Raw genomic sequence first — 15,426 nt, forward strand, 5'->3', positions numbered from 1 at the left:
TAGGGGTGCGGTCAGGGGTGATCTCCACCCGTGGGCCCTGTCGGGCGGGGTGCGGCGTTGGATACCTTCACTGCGTGGCGATGTTCCGACTTCAGGACAGCAAGGTGCTCGCCGTCGACATGACCGGAGACGCCGTGAAGGCGAAGAACGGCTCGATGGTCGCGTACGACGGGCAGATGGCGTTCAAGAAAATGACCGGCGGCGGTGAGGGAATCCGGGGGATGGTCACCCGGCGCATCACCGGCGAACAGATGACGGTGATGGAGGTGAAAGGGCACGGGACCTGCTGGTTCGCGGACCGTGCCTCCGAGATCAACCTCGTCGCGCTCCAGGGCGACAAGCTGTACGTGGAGTCGAGCAATCTGCTGGCGACCGACGCGGGGCTGCGCACCGGCACGTCGTTCACGGGGCTGCGCGGGGCGTCCCAGGGCAACGGCCTGTTCACGACGACGGTGGAGGGTCACGGGCAGGCGGCGATCCTCTCCGACGGTCCGGCCGTCGTGCTGCGGGTCAGTCCGCAGTACCCGCTGACCGTCGACCCGGGCGCCTACATCGCCCACCAGGGTGATGTCCGGCAGTCGTTCCAGTCGGGGGTGAGCTTCCGCACGTTCCTCGGGGAGGGCGGCGGCGAGGCCTTCCAGATCCGGTTCGAGGGCAGCGGCCTGGTCTACGTCCAGCCGAGCGAGCGCAACACGATCGCGGGGGATGTGTGACATGGGCTTCCGTGAGATCAACTCCAAGATGGTCGAGGCGACGGTACTGCCGGGGCAACGGCTGTTCAGCCAGCGCGGGGCGATGCTCGCCTACCAGGGCGAGGTGTCCTTCACGCCGAACCTCCAGGGCGGGCAGGGCGGGATCATGTCGGCGATCGGACGCCGGGTGGCCAACGAGGCGACGCCGCTGATGACCGTCGAGGGCAGCGGCACGGTGCTGTTCGGGCACGGCGGCCATCACGTCCAGGTGATCGAGCTGACCGGGGACACGCTGTACGTGGAGGCCGACCGGCTGCTCGCCTTCGAGGGCACCTTGCGGCAGGGCACGATGTTCATGGGCGCGCAGGGCGGCGTGATGGGCATGGTGCGCGGCCAGGTCACCGGGCAGGGCCTGTTCACGACCACCCTCCAGGGGCAGGGGGCGGTGGCCGTGATGGCACACGGTGGTGTCTTCGAGATCCCGATCACCCCGCAGCGCCCGGTCCACGTCGACCCCCAGGCCTACGTCGCCCACCACGGCGACGTCAGAAACAAACTGTCGACCGCGCTCGGCTGGCGGGACATGGTGGGCCGGGGCTCGGGCGAGGGGTTCCAGCTGGAGCTGAGCGGCAACGGATCGGTGTTCGTCCAGGCGTCGGAGGACAAGCTGTGAGCACGTACGGGAGCCCTGGCGGCCCGCAGGTCTTCGACCCCATGACCCTGCCGGTCGACGACAACGTCAACCACTACACCTTCTGTGTGGAACTGAAAGGGAGCCAGTGGTTCCTTCAGAAGGGGAAGATGATCGCCTACTACGGGTCGATCGACTTCAACGGCATCGGGCACGGCCGCCTCGACCGGCTGGTGCGCACGTCGTTCCACTCGCCGCTGCACGCCAGTGACTGGGTGGTGGCGGAGGGGTCGGGCAAGATGCTCCTCGCCGACCGGGCCTTCGATGTGAACTCGTTCGACCTCGACGACGGCAATCTGACCATTCGCTCCGGAAATCTCCTCGCTTTTCAGCCAAGTCTGGCGCTCAAGCAGTCGATCGTGCCGGGCTTCCTGACGCTGATCGGGACCGGGAAGTTCGTGGCCGCCTCGAACGGCCCCGTGGTGTTCATGGAACCCCCGATCCGGGTGGACCCGCAGGCCCTGGTCGGCTGGGCCGACTGCCCCTCCCCCTGCCACCACTACGACCACGGCTATATGACCGGCGTGCTGGGCGGTCTACGTGCGATGACGGGGGTCGGCGGGGCGTCCGGCGAGGAGCACCAGTTCGAGTTCGTCGGGGCGGGTACGGTGCTGCTCCAGTCGAGCGAGGCGCTGATGGCCGAGCAGGACATCGGGGCCCCTCCGGCGCAGCCCGGAGTGCCCGGTGGGCAGGGTGCGCAGGGTGGTGCGGGGCAGGGGGCGGGGGCACCGCGTCTTCCCGGACAGCTCGGCGACCTCCAGCGTCGCTTCGGGCTGTGAGCGGTAGTCTGCGGAGTGTGACGTCGAACGCGTGCACGCCGTCACCTCCCGTACGCAGATACCGCAAGCTAGTTCGCCTTTCAACATTTTAGGTAGACTTCATTCATGGAGACTGAGACGGCCACGCGCTGGCTGACCGATGCGGAGCAGTGCGCCTGGCGTACTCACCTGGACGTCAACAGGCTCTTGACGTACCAGCTGGAGAAGGATCTCCAGCCGTTCGGTCTGACGATGAACGACTACGAGATCCTCGTGAACCTCTCCGAGTCGCCGGATGTGCGGCTGCGGATGAGTGACCTCGCCTCCGCGACGCTTCAGTCCAAGAGTCGGCTCTCGCACCAGATCACTCGAATGGAGAACGCGAATCTTGTGCGGCGGGAGAACTGTGAGTCTGATCGGCGGGGGTTGTACGCGGTGCTGACTGAGCATGGGTTGGAGACCATGCGGAAGGTTTCGCCGCATCATGTGGCTTCTGTGCGGCGGCACTTCATCGACTTGCTGTCGCCGGAGGCTCTGGCGGAGTTGGAGACGGCGCTGCGGCCCATCGCTGCGCACTTGCGGGGGCAGCGGGGGCGGCCGTAGGGCGGGGTTCGTTTTCGGGTGCGGCGCCGTCGTGGCTGGTCGCGCCCGCGCGGCGGAGCCGCAAATCGATACAGCCCCGCGCCCCTTTTCGGCGTTGCCGGGCCGCGTCTTGGACAGTTGGGCGGCGCTCCTGGATGGTCGGGGCTGGTGGGCTAGGACTCTGCTGCGGGGACGTTGAGGGTGAAGAGGGCTCCGCCCTCTGGGGTGTTCTGGGCTGTCAGGGTGCCCTTGTGGCCGTGGGCTATTTCTCTGGCTATGGCCAGGCCCAGGCCCGCTCCGCCGTCGTCCCGGCTGCGGGAGGCGTCGAGGCGGACGAAGCGCTCGAAGACGCGTTCCCGGTCCGGCTCGGGTATGCCGTCGCCGTCGTCGGCGACCGTGAGGATCGCCCGGTCGCCCACCCGGCGCACCTCGACCACCACCCCGGTGCGGGTGTGCCGGGCCGCGTTGTCCAGCAGGTTGCCCAGCACGCGGGTCAGTTGGCTCCGCGAGCCGGTCACCTCGACGGCGTCGTCCGTGCTCACCGTCACCCCGGTGCGCCGGGACGCTTCCGCCCGGGCCAGTCGGGCGAGGTCGACCCGGGTGTCCGCCGGGCGCTGGCCCGCGTCGAGCCGGGCCAACAGCAGCAGGTCGGCGGCGAGGTGCTGGAGCCGGACGGTGTCCTCGACGGCGCCGTCGACGTCCAGCAACTCCGGGTGCGCGGCGCCGACTTCGAGCTGGGTGCGCAGGGAGGCGATGGGGCTGCGCAGTTCGTGGGAGGCGTCGGCGACGAACCGGCGCTGGCGTTCCACGGAGGTCTGGAGGGCGGTCAGCGTCTCGTTGGTGGTGCGGGCCAGCCGGGCGACCTCGTCGTGCGCGTCGGGCACCGGCACCCGGCGGGCCAGGTCCTCGGACGCGGTGATCGCGGCCATCTCGCGCCGGATGCCCTCGACCGGGCGCAGCGCACGCCGGGTGACCAGCCAGGTCACGGTGGCGACGACGCCGAGCAGCAGCGGGAAGCCGACCAGCATCACGGTGAGGGCGGTGCCCACGGCGCCCTGCTCGGTGGCGAGTTCGGACCCGGCGTACACGGTGAGCCGTCCCTTGCCGGGGACCTCCACCTGGACGGCGGCGAAACGGTAGTCGGCGCGCTGCCCGTCGACGGTCGCCGAGCCGTCGGAGTAACGGACCTGGTCGGCGATCTCGCCGGGCTGGAGGGAGAGGTCGTCCTCGTCGTCGCCCGGGTGGTCCTCGCCGTCGTCGTCGGACTCCTCGTCGTCGCCGGAGGGCGCCGGTGCCGTCGGGCGGGGGGTGACGGCGCTGCTGCCGGTGCCGGTGACGGCGTCGAGGCCCTCGCTGGCGGCGACGAGGCGGCCGTCCTCGTCGACGACCTGGACGGGGGGTCCGTCGTCGTCGAGGTCGAGCCGGTCGTAGGCGGTGCCCGCGGCGAGGTCGGCGGCGACCTTGCGGGCGGAGCGTTCGGACTGGGTGTCGGCCTGGTCGAGGAGGTTGGCGCGCAGCGAGAGCAGCACGGCGGCCCCGGCGGCGAGCAGGGCGACCGCGACGACCAGGGTGGCGCCGAGGGTGGCCTTGGCCCGGACGGAGCCGAAGAGCCGTCTCATCGCCCGCTCTCCAGCCGGTACCCGGCGCCGCGCACGGTCCGGATGAGGTCGGGGCGGAGTTTGCGGCGCAGGGTGCTGATGTAGACCTCGACGATGTTCGGGTCGCCGTCGTAGGCGAAGTCCCAGACGTGCTCCAGGATCTCGGCCTTCGACACCACATGCCCCGCGCGCGTGACGAGGTGTTCCAGGACCGCGAACTCCTTGGTGGTGAACGGCACTTCGTCTGCCGCGAGGAAGACGCGGCGGGCGGCGGTGTCGACCTTCAGGTCACCGAGCGTGCGGACGGGCGAGGCGCCGGGGCCCTGTCCGCGCCGCCGCAGCAGCGCCTTGACCCGGGCGACCAGCACCACGTAGGAGAACGGTTTGGTCAGGTAGTCGTCCGCGCCGGTGTCCAGGCCCTCCGCCTCGTCGTACTCGCCGTCCTTGGCGGTGAGCATCAGGATCGGCACCTCGTGGCCCCCGGCGCGCAGGGCGGCGCAGACCCGGTAGCCGTTGAGGCCCGGCAGCATGATGTCCAGGATCACGAGGTCGTAGCAGCCCTCACTAGCCCGGTGCAGGCCCTCCCGGCCGTCGTGGACGACGTCCACGGCGTACCCCTCGGCCGTCAGCCCCTTGGCGAGGGACAGGGCGAGGCGTTTTTCGTCCTCCACGATCAGCAGGCGCATGCGTACAGGGTCGCAAAGCCAACCTGAAGATCACTTCAGGTGCCTTCAGGTTCCCCTCAGCCTCCGGCCGCGAAGGTGGGTCGTGTCGAGAACGACATGACTCGGGAGGAACCGCCATGAAGCGCAACATCGTGATAGCCGCCGTGACGACCGTCGCCCTGATCGGGGGCGGTACGGCCACGGCCCTCGCGGTGTCGGGGGACGACGGCACGTCGGCGCGGCAGGCGTCCGTCTCCACGGACGACCACCGGCAGGACCGCACCGACGACCGCGACGGCGACGACAGCGTGCGGGTGGCCTCGGCCCGGGTGACGGCCGCCGAGGCGATCGACGCGGCCCTCGCCCATACCTCGGGTACCGCCGTCGCCGCCGAGCTGGACGACGACGACCGCGGCGGCCGGGGCGAGTGGGAGGTCGACATCCTTGCCGCCGACGGGAGTTGGCACAGCGTGGACGTCAACGCCCTGACCGGCAAGGTGACATCGGCGCACGGCGAGGACGAGGACGACACCGCCGAGGTCCGTCGTGCCCTCGCGGGGACGTCCGTGTCGGCGGCCGAGGCGGCCCGCGCCGCCGCCGGTCAAGGCACCGTGACCGCCGTCGAGTTGGAGGACGACTCCGACGACCGGGGCTGGGAGATCGACGTCCGCTCCTCGGGCGACGAGCACGACGTCCACGTCGACCTGAACTCCGGCAAGGTCACCACCGACCACGACGACTGACGGCCACGCCACCGGAGAGTGGCCAACTGCCTTACGGACAACGGCGACTGCCCCCGCAGTCGACGGTCAGGCGCCCGGCGGAGGGGATTCCGCCGGGCGCCCGGCCGTCGTGGTCCGGGGTCGGCGGCCGCCCGGGATCAGTGCCGTCGCCACCGCCACCGCGCCCGCGAGGACGAAGCACGGCCCGGTCGGCAGCTGCTGGAGGAGCCAGCCCGCACCCGCCGCCCCGGCCGAACTCCCGGCGTTGATACCGGTGTTGATCCAGGCACCGGCCCGGGTGCGCAGGCCCGGCGGTGCCGACTCGTCGGCGATGAGATAGGCGGTGGTCATCGTGGGCGCGACGAACAGGCCCGCGCAGGCGACCGCCACCGCGAGGGTGCCGATCCCGGGCGCGAGACCGGCGGCGGCCAGCGTGATGCCGAGCCCCGCCGCGCAGAACGGCAGCCGGGTGCGGGCGGGCGTCCGCCAGTCGACGGCGCCGTTGAGGAGCCCGCCGACCGCGCTGCCCGCCGACAGGGCCGCGAGGACCCAGGCGACGGTGTCGTCCCGGTGGTGGGTCCGCTCGGCGACGGCGACCACGAGCAGGTCGACGACGCTGAGCGACAGGCCGACGCCCGCCGCGACCAGCACCGGTTGCAGCAGGGCCCGCCCCGGACCGCCCCGATCGCCGTGCGGGCGAGGGGACTTGGGGCCCGCCGGGCCGACCGGGCCGACCGCGCCGACCGCCGGGGAGGTGACGAAGGCGAGGGTGCCGGTCGCCATCAGGGCGGCGCTGAGCAGCAGCCCGGCGGCCGGTGGGGTGGCCCCGCCGACCGCACAGACCACGCCGACGAGCAACGGGCCGGTGACGTAGAGGAGTTCCTCGGCGACGCCGTCCAGGCTGTAGGCGCGGCGCAACAGGGCGGGTTCGGGGGCGAGTTCGGACCACACCGAGCGCATGGCGGGGCCCAGCGGGGGCGCGCAGGCACCGCCGAGGGCGCCGAGCACGCCGAGCGCGACCGCCGAGGCCCCCGGACGCCAGGCGGCCGCCGCGAGGACGCAGAGCAGGGCGGAGTGGAGCAGCGCCATGGGCGTCAGGGCCCGGCGCGGCCCGAACCGGTCGACCAGCGACGCCCGGTAGGGCATCAGGACGACGCTCAGAGCGCCGTAGAGGGCGATGACGGTACCGGCGACGCCGTAGGAGCCGGTGGCCCGGGTCACGGTGAGGATCACGGCGACGGAGACCACGCCGTAGGAGAGCCGGCCGATGAGGGCGGCGCCGAACGTGCGGCGGGCGTGGGCAACACGGAGAACGGCCGCATAGGACGGCCGCGTAGAGGGTGCGGACACGCGAGAGGTTCCTCAACTGGAGGCGAGAGGGGGACGCCGAGGGACCGCGACGGCCACACCGAGGTGCCGGTCGCGGGCCGGGGCGGGCCCTATGCCAAGAGGAGGAACACGGGGGCAACGTAACAGCGGGGCACGGGAGTCGCCCACCGGTTTTCCCGGCGGTCGGCCCCGCACCGCCCACGGACAGGACCGGCCTCCGCCGGGCGCCCACCGCCCGTCGCTCGGGCCGCCGCCGGGCTCCCGTCGGCCCCGTGCCGCCCCCGCCCTCAGTCCCCCGTCAACCCGGCGACGAGTTCGTCCGCCGCGCGGTAGGGGTCGATCCGTCCGGCGACGATGCGCTCGGCGAGGGCGTCGAGGCGGCGGTCGCCGTGCAGGTCGGCGATGCGTGCGCGCAGGGCGGTCACGGCGATGGTCTCGACCTCGCGGGCGGCGCGGGCGCGGCGGCGGCGGGCGAGGGCGCCGTGCTCCTCCATCCAGGCCCGGTGCTTCTCCAGCGCCTGGACCATCTCGTCGATGCCCTCGCTGCGGGCGGCGACGGTCCTGACGATCGGGGGCCGCCAGTCGCCGGGGGCGCGGGCGGTGCCGAGGCCCAGCATGTGGTTCAGCTCGCGGACGGTGGCGTCGGCGCCGTCCCGGTCGGCCTTGTTGACGACGTACACGTCACCGATCTCCAGGATGCCCGCCTTGGCCGCCTGGATGCCGTCGCCCATGCCCGGGGCGAGGAGGACCACGGAGGTGTCGGCCTGGGAGGCGATCTCCACCTCGGACTGGCCGACGCCGACCGTCTCGACGAGGATCACGTCGCAGCCCGCCGCGTCCAGCACCCGGATCGCCTGCGGGGCGGCCCAGGCGAGGCCGCCGAGGTGTCCCCGGGTAGCCATGGATCGGATGTAGACGCCGGGGTCGCCGGAGTGGTCCGACATCCGCACCCGGTCGCCGAGCAGCGCGCCGCCGGAGAACGGCGACGACGGGTCGACGGCGAGGACGCCGACCCGCTTGCCCTGCTTGCGGTAGGCGGTGACGAGCGCGGACGTCGTCGTGGACTTGCCGACGCCGGGCGAGCCGGTGAGGCCGACGACATAGGCGTTCCCGGTGAGCGGGGCGAGGGTCGCCATGACCTCCCTGAGCTGCGGGGACGCCCCCTCGACCAGGGAGATCAGCCGGGCCACCGCCCGCGGCCGGCCTTCTCTGGCCTGGGCGGCCAGCGAGGAGACGTCCTGCATCACAGCTCCGTTCCGCTTCGTGACGTGGATGGTGGCGCTCAGACCGCGCTCAGGCCCTGCTCAGGCCCAGCTCAGGCCGCGCTCAAGTCGCGCTCAAGTCGCGCTCGGGCCCTGCTCACGCCTTGGGGACTCGCACGATCAGGGCGTCGCCCTGACCGCCGCCGCCGCACAGGGCCGCCGCGCCGACCCCGCCGCCGCGCCGCTTCAGCTCCAGCGCGAGGTGCAGCACCAGCCGGGCGCCCGACATGCCGATGGGGTGGCCGAGGGCGATGGCACCGCCGTTGACATTCACCCTTTCCGTGGACACCCCGAGGTCCTTCATTGACTGGACGGCGACGGCCGCGAAGGCCTCGTTGATCTCGATGAGGTCGAGGTCGGCGACGTCGAGGCCCTCCTTGCCCAGGGCGTGCCGGATGGCGTTGGAGGGCTGGGACTGGAGGGAGTTGTCGGGGCCCGCGACATTGCCGTGGGCGCCGATCTCGGCGATCCAGTCGAGGCCCAGTTCCTCGGCCTTGGCCCTGCTCATGACGACGACGGCGGCGGCGCCGTCGGAGATCTGCGAGGCGGACCCGGCGGTGATGGTGCCGTCGCGGGTGAAGGCGGGCCGCAGCCTCCCCAGGGACTCGGCGGTGGTGTCGGCGCGGATGCCCTCATCCTGGCTGAAAATCACCGGTTCGCCCTTGCGCTGCGGGATCTCTACCGGCGTGATCTCGGCGTCGAAGAGGCCGTTCTTGCGGGCGGCGGCGGCCCGCTGGTGGGAGAGCGCGGCGAACGCGTCCTGCTCGGGGCGGAGGATGCCGAGGCGGGTGTTGTGGTGCTCGGTGGACTCGCCCATGGCGATGTTCTCGAAGGCGTCGGTGAGGCCGTCGTGGGCCATCGCGTCGAGCATCTCGACGGCGCCGTACTTGAAGCCCTCGCGGGACTTCGGCAGCAGGTGCGGGGCGCCGGTCATGGACTCCTGGCCGCCGGCCACCACGACGTCGAACTCCCCGGTCCTGATCAGCTGGTCGGCGAGGGCGATGGCGTCGAGCCCGGACAGGCAGACCTTGTTGATGGTGAGGGCGGGCACGTCCATCGGGATGCCGGCCTTGACGGCGGCCTGCCGGGCCGGGATCTGGCCGGCGCCGGCCTGGAGCACCTGGCCCATGATCACGTACTGCACCTGGTCGCCGCCGATGCCCGCGCGCTCCAGGGCGGCCTTGATCGCGAAGCCGCCGAGATCGGCTCCGGAGAAGGACGTGAGCGAGCCGAGCAAACGGCCCATCGGGGTGCGGGCACCCGCGACGATCACGGAGGTCGTGCTGTTCGATCCGGACATGACGTGCGATCCCCTTTTCCGGCCTGCGCAGCCGCGGAAGTGAACGAGGGTTTACTTCGAATGTACTGAGCGGCGGTCCACCGCGTCATCGTGCCGTCGGTGTGATCGCGCGCACGTTGCGTAACCGCCCGTTCGGCGCTCCACTGACTCCATGCTGACGCGTATCGATCACATCGGGATCGCCTGCTTCGACCTCGACACCACCGTCGAGTTCTACCGTGCCACGTACGGCTTCGAGGTGTTCCACACCGAGGTCAACGAGGAGCAGGGGGTCCGCGAGGCCATGCTCAGGATCAACGGCACCTCGGACGGCGGCGCCTCCTACCTCCAGCTCCTGGAACCCGTCCGTGCCGATTCGACGGTCGCCAAGTGGCTGGAGAAGAACGGTGAGGGCGTCCACCACATCGCGTTCGGCACGGCCGATGTGGACGCGGATGCGGCGGACGTCCGGGAAAAGGGCGTCCGGGTGCTGTACGAAGAGCCCCGACGCGGCTCCATGGGGTCACGGATCACCTTCCTCCATCCAAAGGATTGCCACGGTGTACTGACAGAACTGGTCACTTCGGCGCCAGTTGAGTCACCTGAGCACTGACCCTCGTACATATGGGCCGGTAGGGTTGGGGGCGGTCGTCGCTCTCAACCAGGGCGACCGCATGCCGGGGTCCAGGTTTCGGGGGGCAGCGACGGGGCAGCAGCCTCTGCCGCCCCGCTGATCTGACACCATTCCCCGGGGGTGCCGTCCGGTCGGTGGACGGCGCTCGTTCTGAATGACCTGCGACCAGGGGACGGATGGGACCGCGCAGTGCGGGGCTACGAACGCCAGGAGCGAGAGCCGGCGGCTGACGTCGACCACCTCTCTCGGTTCGAGGCCGAGATGGAGCGGCTGAAGACCGAGCGGGAAAAGGCGATCCAGCACGCCGAGGACCTCGGCTACCAGGTCGAGGTGCTGCGCGCCAAGCTGCACGAGGCGCGCCGCACCATCATGTCCCGGCCCGCCTACGACAACGGCGGCGGCGACCTCGGCTACCAGGCCGAGCAGATGCTCCGTAACGCCCAGGTGCAGGCCGATCAGCTGCGCCAGGACGCGGAACGGGAGCTGAGCCAGGCCCGCGCCCAGACGCAGCGCATCCTCCAGGAGCACGCCGAACAGGCGGCCAGGCTCCAGGCGGAGCTGCACCAGGAGGCGGTGACCCGGCGCCAGCAGCTCGACCAGGAGCTGTCCGAGCGCCGCCAGACCGTCGAGTCGCACGTCAACGAGAACGTCGCCTGGGCCGAGCAGTTGCGGGCCCGCACCGAGGCCCAGGCCCGCCGGCTGCTCGACGAGTCGCGGGCCGAGGCCGAGCAGGCCATGGCGCAGGCCCGCGCCGAGGCCGAGCGGGTGACCGCCGAGGCCCGTCAGCGCCTCCAGTCCGACGCCGAGACGGCCCGTGCCGAGGCCGAGCAGCTGCTGCGCCGCGCCCGCACGGACGCCGAGCGGCTGCTGAACGCGGCCTCCACGCAGGCCCAGGAGGCCACCGACCACGCCGAGGCGCTGCGCAGCTCCACGGCGGACGAGTCCGACGCCGCCCGGCGGCAGGCCGGTGAGCTGAGCCGGGCCGCCGAGCAGCGGATGGCGGACGCCGAGGAGGCGTTGCGCAAGGCGCAGTCCGAGGCCGAGAGGCTGGTCACCGACGCCAAGGAGGCCGCGTCCAAGGCGATCGCCGGTGCCGAGTCGACCAACGAACAGCGCACCAGGACCGCCAAGGAGCAGGTCGCCCGGCTGGTCGGCGAGGCCACCAAGGAGGCCGAGACCACCAAGGCGGACGCCGAGCAGCTGGTCGCGGACGCCCGCGCGGAGGCCGAGAAGATCCTCGCCGAGGCCTCCGAGAAGGCCCGCAGCATCACCGCCGAGGAGAGCGCCTCCCAGCTCGCGAAGACCGCCAAGACCGCGGAGGACGTCCTCAACAAGGCGTCCGAGGACGCCCGCAGCACCACCAGGGCCGCCGCCGAGGAGGCCGAGCGGATTCGTTCCGAGGCCGAGGCCGAGGCGGACCGGCTGCGCGAGGAGGCGCACGACCTCGCCACCCAGCTCAAGGGCGCGGCGAAGGACGACACCAAGGAGTACCGCGCCAAGACCGTCGAATTGCAGGAGGAGGCCCGCCGGTTGCGCGGCGAGGCCGAGCAACTGCGCGCCGACGCGGTCGCGGAGGGCGAGAAGATCCGCGCGGAGGCCCGCAAGGAGGCCGTCCAGCAGATCGAGGAGGCCGCCAAGACCGCCGAGGAGCTGCTCGCCAAGGCGAAGGCGGACGCGGACGAGCTGCGTCAGAAGGCCGCCACCGACAGCGAGAAGGTCCGCACCGAGGCCATCGAGCGCGCGACGACGCTGCGCCGGCAGGCCGAGGAGACCCTGGAGCGCACCCGCACGGAGGCCGAACGGCACCGCGCCGAGGCCGTCGAGCAGTCCGAGGCCGTCAGGGCCGACGCCGAGCGGGCCGCGCGGGAGCTGCGCGAGGAGACCGAGCGGGGCGTCGAGGCCCGGCGCACCGAGGCCGCCGCCGAGCTGACCCGGCTCCAGACGGAGGCCGAGGAGCGGCTCGCCTCCGCCGAACAGGCCCTGTCCGAGGCGCGCGAGGACGCGTCCCGGATGCGCCGGGAGGCCGGCGAGGAGGCGGAACGGCAGCGCACCGAGGCCGCCGAGCGGATCGCCGCGCTCCAGCAGCGCGCCGAGGCGGAGGCCGACCGGCTGCGCACCGAGGCCGCCGCCGACGCGGCCGCGTCCCGGGCCGAGGGCGAGTCCGTCGCCGTTCGGCTGCGGTCCGAGGCCGCCGCCGAGGCGGAGCGGCTCAAGTCGGAGGCCCAGGAGAACGCCGACCGGGTGCGCTCGGAGGCGCTGGCCGCCGCCGAACGGCTCGCCGCGGAGGCGTCCGAGACGCTGGCCGCCGCTCAGGAGGAGGCCACCCGGCGCCGTCGCGAGGCGGACGAACTGCTCGGCTCGGCACGGTCCGAGGCCGACCAGGAGCGCCAGCGGGCCCGCGAGCAGAGCGAGGAACTGCTCGCCTCGGCGCGCAACCGCGTCGAGGAGGCGCAGACCGAGGCGGTCCGGCTGGTCGAGGAGGCCGACCGGCGTGCCACCGAGATGGTCGCGGCCGCCGAGCAACACGCCCAGCAGGTACGGGAGTCGGTCTCGGGGCTGCACGAGCAGGCCCAGGACGAGATCGCCGGGCTGCGCTCGGCCGCCGAGCACGCGGCGGACCGCAGCCGCCGGGAGGCCTCGGAGGAGGCGGACCGGGTCCGCGCCGACGCCTACGCGGAGCGCGAGCGGGCCGCCGAGGACGCGAGCCGGGTGCGGCGGGAGGCCTCGGAGGAGTCGGAGGCCGCCAAGTCCCTTGCCGAGCGCACCGTTTCGGAGGCGATCGCGGAGGCGGAACGGCTGCGTTCGGACGCGTCCGAGCACGCGCAGCGGGCCCGCACCGAGGCCGCCGACGCCATCGCCGAGGCCGAGCAGGCGGCGGCGCGGACCCGGGCGGACGCCCGCGAGGACGCCAACCGCATCCGTTCGGACGCGGCGACGCAGGCGGACACCCTCATCACGGAGTGCCGGGGCGAGGCCGAGCGGCTCACCAACGACACGATCGCGGACACCGACCGGATGCGGGCGGACGCCGTCGCCAAGGCGGAGAAGCTGCTCGCGGACGCGAGCGGCGACGCGGAACGGCTGCGCGCCGAGGCCGCGGACACGGTCGGCGCCGCCCAGCAGCACGCACAGCAGCTGCGCAGCGAGTCGGAGCGGGTCAAGGCGCAGGCGCTCGCGGAGGCCGAACGGCTCACCACGGCCGCCCGCGAGGAGTCCGAACGCACCCTGGACGAGGCCCGCAAGGACGCCAACAAACGCCGTTCGGACGTGGCCGAGCAGGTCGACACGCTCATCACGGAGACCACCGCCGAGGCCGACAAGCTCCTCACCGAGGCGCAGCAGCAGGCGCACAAGACGACCGCGGAGGCGGAGGCGCAGGCCGACAGCATGGTCGGCGCGGCCCGCACCGAGGCCGACCGGCTCCTGTCGGAGGCGACCGTCGAGGGCAACTCCCTGGTGGAGAAGGCCCGTACGGACGCCGACGAGCTGCTGGTCGGCGCCCGCCGGGACGCCACCGCGACCCGGGAGCGCGCCGAGGAGCTGCGCGACCGGATCACCGGCGAGATCGAGTCGCTGCACGAGCGGGCCCGCCGGGAGTCGGCGGAGACGATGAAGTCGGCGGGCGACCGCTGCGACGCGCTCATCAAGGCCGCCGAGGAGCAGCTCGGGAAGGCTCAGGCGAAGGCCAAGGAGCTGGTGTCCGAGGCCAATTCGGAGGCGGGCAAGGTCAGGATCGCCGCCGTGAAGAAGGCGGAGGGTCTCCTGAAGGAGGCCGAGCAGAAGAAGGCGACGCTGATCCGGGAGGCCGAGGAGCTGAAGGCCGAGGCGATCCGCGAGGCCCGGCGCACGGTCGAGGAGGGCAAACGCGAGCTGGAGGTGCTGGTGCGCCGACGCGAGGACATCAACGCCGAGATCTCCCGTGTCCAGGACGTGTTGGAGGCGTTGGAGTCTTTTGAGGCCCCGTCGGGTACGAAGGACGGCGGGGTCAAGGCGGGCGCGACGGTGGGAGCGCCTCGTTCGGGTGGCAAGTCGTCAGACAGCTGACAGAAGATGTCCGGTTCGGGCGTCTTCCGTGCTTTTGACGGGACTTCGTGGCAACGCCTCCACGAGTCAACCACTCAAAAGGGGTGTCATTCTCCAGATCAAACACGTATCCGCTCGATGACACACCGCTTCGGCCCCTAGGATTCCCTCTATCACCTCACCCGGTCTCATTCGACAGGAACCCCATGAGCGACACTTCCCCCTACGGCTTCGAGCTTGTGCGGCGTGGGTACGACCGCGCTCAGGTGGACGAACGCATCTCGAAGCTCGTCTCCGACCGTGACAGCGCTCTGGCCCGCATCACCGCTCTCGAAAAGCGCATCGAGGAACTCCACCTCGAAACGCAGAACGCCCAGGCCCAGGTCAGCGATGCCGAGCCGTCGTACGCCGGCCTCGGTGCGCGGGTCGAAAAGATCCTGCGCCTCGCCGAGGAAGAGGCGAAGGACCTGCGCGAGGAGGCCCGTCGCGCGGCCGAGCAGCACCGCGAGCTGGCCGAGTCGGCGGCCCAGCAGGTCCGTAACGACGCGGAGTCGTTCGCGGCCGAGCGCAAGGCCAAGTCCGAGGACGAGGGCGTCCGGATCGTCGAGAAGGCCAAGAGCGACGCCTCTCAGCTGCGTTCCGAGGCGCAGAAGGACGCGCAGTCGAAGCGCGAGGAGGCCGACGCCCTCTTCGAGGAGACCCGCGCCAAGGCCGCCCAGGCCGCCGCGGACTTCGAGACGAACCTCGCCAAGCGGCGTGAGCAGTCGGAGCGTGACCTGGCCTCGCGTCAGCAGAAGGCCGAGAAGCGGCTCGCGGAGATCGAGCACCGCGCGGAGCAGCTGCGCCTTGAGGCGGAGAAGCTGCGCACGGACGCCGAGCGCCGTGCCCGTCAGACGGTGGAGACGGCGCAGCGTCAGGCCGAGGACATCGTGGCCGACGCCAACGCCAAGGCCGACCGCATCCGTTCGGAGTCGGAGCGCGAGCTGGCGGCGCTGACGAACCGTCGCGACTCGATCAACGCCCAGCTGACGAACGTGCGCGAGATGCTCGCCACGCTCACGGGTGCCGCGGTGGCCGCGGCCGGTTCGCCGGTCGAGGACGAGCCGATCTCCCGCGGGGTCCCGGCGCAGCAGACCCGGTAACACCGCGGGTGGTGTCCGTGGCACCACCGACGGTGTGGAGGCCCGTGCT

The 15,426-nt window shown here is 72.1% G+C and carries 13 protein-coding genes; 8 read left to right on the plus strand and 5 right to left on the minus strand.

Translation table 11 applies throughout. The features are described from left to right. Window positions 1–80: 80 nt before the first annotated feature. The 4 genes from ACIQOU_RS15115 to ACIQOU_RS15130 all read left to right on the plus strand — a co-directional run bounded on the left by ACIQOU_RS15115 (window position 81) and on the right by ACIQOU_RS15130 (window position 2,744). Entirely contained in the window at window positions 81–713 is a 633-nt protein-coding gene (locus ACIQOU_RS15115; RefSeq protein WP_401537351.1) for an AIM24 family protein, read from the plus strand. A 1-nt stretch (window position 714) separates the two neighbouring features. Next, window positions 715–1,365 (plus strand): AIM24 family protein, encoded by a 651-nt coding sequence (locus ACIQOU_RS15120; protein ID WP_401537148.1) that lies wholly within the window; start codon window positions 715–717, stop codon window positions 1,363–1,365. Beyond that, complete coding sequence (locus ACIQOU_RS15125) at window positions 1,362–2,162, plus strand: AIM24 family protein (protein WP_401537149.1); 801 nt, start codon at window positions 1,362–1,364, stop codon at window positions 2,160–2,162. The genes ACIQOU_RS15120 and ACIQOU_RS15125 overlap by 4 nt, the downstream gene beginning before the upstream one ends. A gap of 105 nt (window positions 2,163–2,267) precedes the next feature. Further along, complete coding sequence (locus ACIQOU_RS15130) at window positions 2,268–2,744, plus strand: MarR family winged helix-turn-helix transcriptional regulator (protein WP_401537150.1); 477 nt, start codon at window positions 2,268–2,270, stop codon at window positions 2,742–2,744. A 152-nt stretch (window positions 2,745–2,896) separates the two neighbouring features. On the opposite strand, the gene ACIQOU_RS15135 is transcribed toward ACIQOU_RS15130, so the two are convergent. Both ACIQOU_RS15135 and ACIQOU_RS15140 read right to left on the minus strand, forming a co-directional pair. Next, window positions 2,897–4,342: a sensor histidine kinase gene (locus ACIQOU_RS15135; RefSeq protein ID WP_401537151.1), complete on the minus strand. Its 1,446-nt coding sequence runs from the start codon at window positions 4,340–4,342 to the stop codon at window positions 2,897–2,899. Next, window positions 4,339–5,007, minus strand: a complete 669-nt coding sequence (locus ACIQOU_RS15140; RefSeq protein ID WP_401537152.1) for a response regulator transcription factor — start codon at window positions 5,005–5,007, stop codon at window positions 4,339–4,341. Before ACIQOU_RS15140 ends, ACIQOU_RS15135 begins: the two co-directional genes overlap by 4 nt. 116 nt (window positions 5,008–5,123) lie before the next feature. Between ACIQOU_RS15140 and ACIQOU_RS15145 the strand changes: the two genes are divergently transcribed. Beyond that, on the plus strand, window positions 5,124–5,729 hold the full coding sequence (locus ACIQOU_RS15145; RefSeq protein ID WP_401537153.1) for a PepSY domain-containing protein: 606 nt from the start codon (window positions 5,124–5,126) through the stop codon (window positions 5,727–5,729). A gap of 66 nt (window positions 5,730–5,795) precedes the next feature. Here ACIQOU_RS15145 and ACIQOU_RS15150 read toward each other — a convergent pair whose 3' ends face one another. The 3 genes from ACIQOU_RS15150 to ACIQOU_RS15160 all read right to left on the minus strand — a co-directional run bounded on the left by ACIQOU_RS15150 (window position 5,796) and on the right by ACIQOU_RS15160 (window position 9,599). After that, complete coding sequence (locus ACIQOU_RS15150; protein ID WP_401537154.1) at window positions 5,796–7,058, minus strand: MFS transporter; 1,263 nt, start codon at window positions 7,056–7,058, stop codon at window positions 5,796–5,798. Between the two features lie 266 nt (window positions 7,059–7,324). Beyond that, window positions 7,325–8,281 carry a methylmalonyl Co-A mutase-associated GTPase MeaB gene (meaB, locus tag ACIQOU_RS15155; RefSeq protein WP_401537155.1) on the minus strand — a complete coding sequence of 319 codons (957 nt, stop codon included), beginning with the start codon at window positions 8,279–8,281 and terminating at the stop codon, window positions 7,325–7,327. A gap of 115 nt (window positions 8,282–8,396) precedes the next feature. Then, window positions 8,397–9,599 carry an acetyl-CoA C-acetyltransferase gene (locus tag ACIQOU_RS15160; RefSeq protein ID WP_401537156.1) on the minus strand — a complete coding sequence of 401 codons (1,203 nt, stop codon included), beginning with the start codon at window positions 9,597–9,599 and terminating at the stop codon, window positions 8,397–8,399. Between the two features lie 151 nt (window positions 9,600–9,750). Between ACIQOU_RS15160 and mce the strand changes: the two genes are divergently transcribed. The 3 genes from mce to ACIQOU_RS15175 all read left to right on the plus strand — a co-directional run bounded on the left by mce (window position 9,751) and on the right by ACIQOU_RS15175 (window position 15,377). Next, complete coding sequence (mce, locus tag ACIQOU_RS15165) at window positions 9,751–10,191, plus strand: methylmalonyl-CoA epimerase (RefSeq protein ID WP_401537157.1); 441 nt, start codon at window positions 9,751–9,753, stop codon at window positions 10,189–10,191. 210 nt (window positions 10,192–10,401) lie between these two features. Then, a complete protein-coding gene (gene scy / locus ACIQOU_RS15170) occupies window positions 10,402–14,256 on the plus strand; it encodes a polarized growth protein Scy (protein ID WP_401537158.1) in 3,855 nt (1,284 codons plus the stop codon). A 185-nt stretch (window positions 14,257–14,441) separates the two neighbouring features. Then, window positions 14,442–15,377 carry a cellulose-binding protein gene (locus ACIQOU_RS15175; RefSeq protein ID WP_093836241.1) on the plus strand — a complete coding sequence of 312 codons (936 nt, stop codon included), beginning with the start codon at window positions 14,442–14,444 and terminating at the stop codon, window positions 15,375–15,377. Window positions 15,378–15,426 lie beyond the last annotated feature (49 nt).

Source organism: Streptomyces sp. NPDC091279 (assembly GCF_044757465.1).
In the GTDB taxonomy this organism is placed as follows: domain Bacteria; phylum Actinomycetota; class Actinomycetes; order Streptomycetales; family Streptomycetaceae; genus Streptomyces.

What these genes read in the sequence shown, in the direction of transcription:
- ACIQOU_RS15160 (WP_401537156.1), bottom strand. Translation starts at nt 9,599, where the DNA reads ATGTCCGGATCGAACAGCACGACCTCCGTGATCGTCGCGGGTGCCCGC.
- ACIQOU_RS15135 (WP_401537151.1), bottom strand. Translation starts at nt 4,342, where the DNA reads ATGAGACGGCTCTTCGGCTCCGTCCGGGCCAAGGCCACCCTCGGCGCC.
- meaB (WP_401537155.1), bottom strand. Translation starts at nt 8,281, where the DNA reads ATGCAGGACGTCTCCTCGCTGGCCGCCCAGGCCAGAGAAGGCCGGCCG.
- ACIQOU_RS15120 (WP_401537148.1), top strand. Translation starts at nt 715, where the DNA reads ATGGGCTTCCGTGAGATCAACTCCAAGATGGTCGAGGCGACGGTACTG.
- ACIQOU_RS15145 (WP_401537153.1), top strand. Translation starts at nt 5,124, where the DNA reads ATGAAGCGCAACATCGTGATAGCCGCCGTGACGACCGTCGCCCTGATC.
- ACIQOU_RS15130 (WP_401537150.1), top strand. Translation starts at nt 2,268, where the DNA reads ATGGAGACTGAGACGGCCACGCGCTGGCTGACCGATGCGGAGCAGTGC.
- ACIQOU_RS15175 (WP_093836241.1), top strand. Translation starts at nt 14,442, where the DNA reads ATGAGCGACACTTCCCCCTACGGCTTCGAGCTTGTGCGGCGTGGGTAC.
- ACIQOU_RS15115 (WP_401537351.1), top strand. Translation starts at nt 81, where the DNA reads ATGTTCCGACTTCAGGACAGCAAGGTGCTCGCCGTCGACATGACCGGA.
- mce (WP_401537157.1), top strand. Translation starts at nt 9,751, where the DNA reads ATGCTGACGCGTATCGATCACATCGGGATCGCCTGCTTCGACCTCGAC.
- ACIQOU_RS15140 (WP_401537152.1), bottom strand. Translation starts at nt 5,007, where the DNA reads ATGCGCCTGCTGATCGTGGAGGACGAAAAACGCCTCGCCCTGTCCCTC.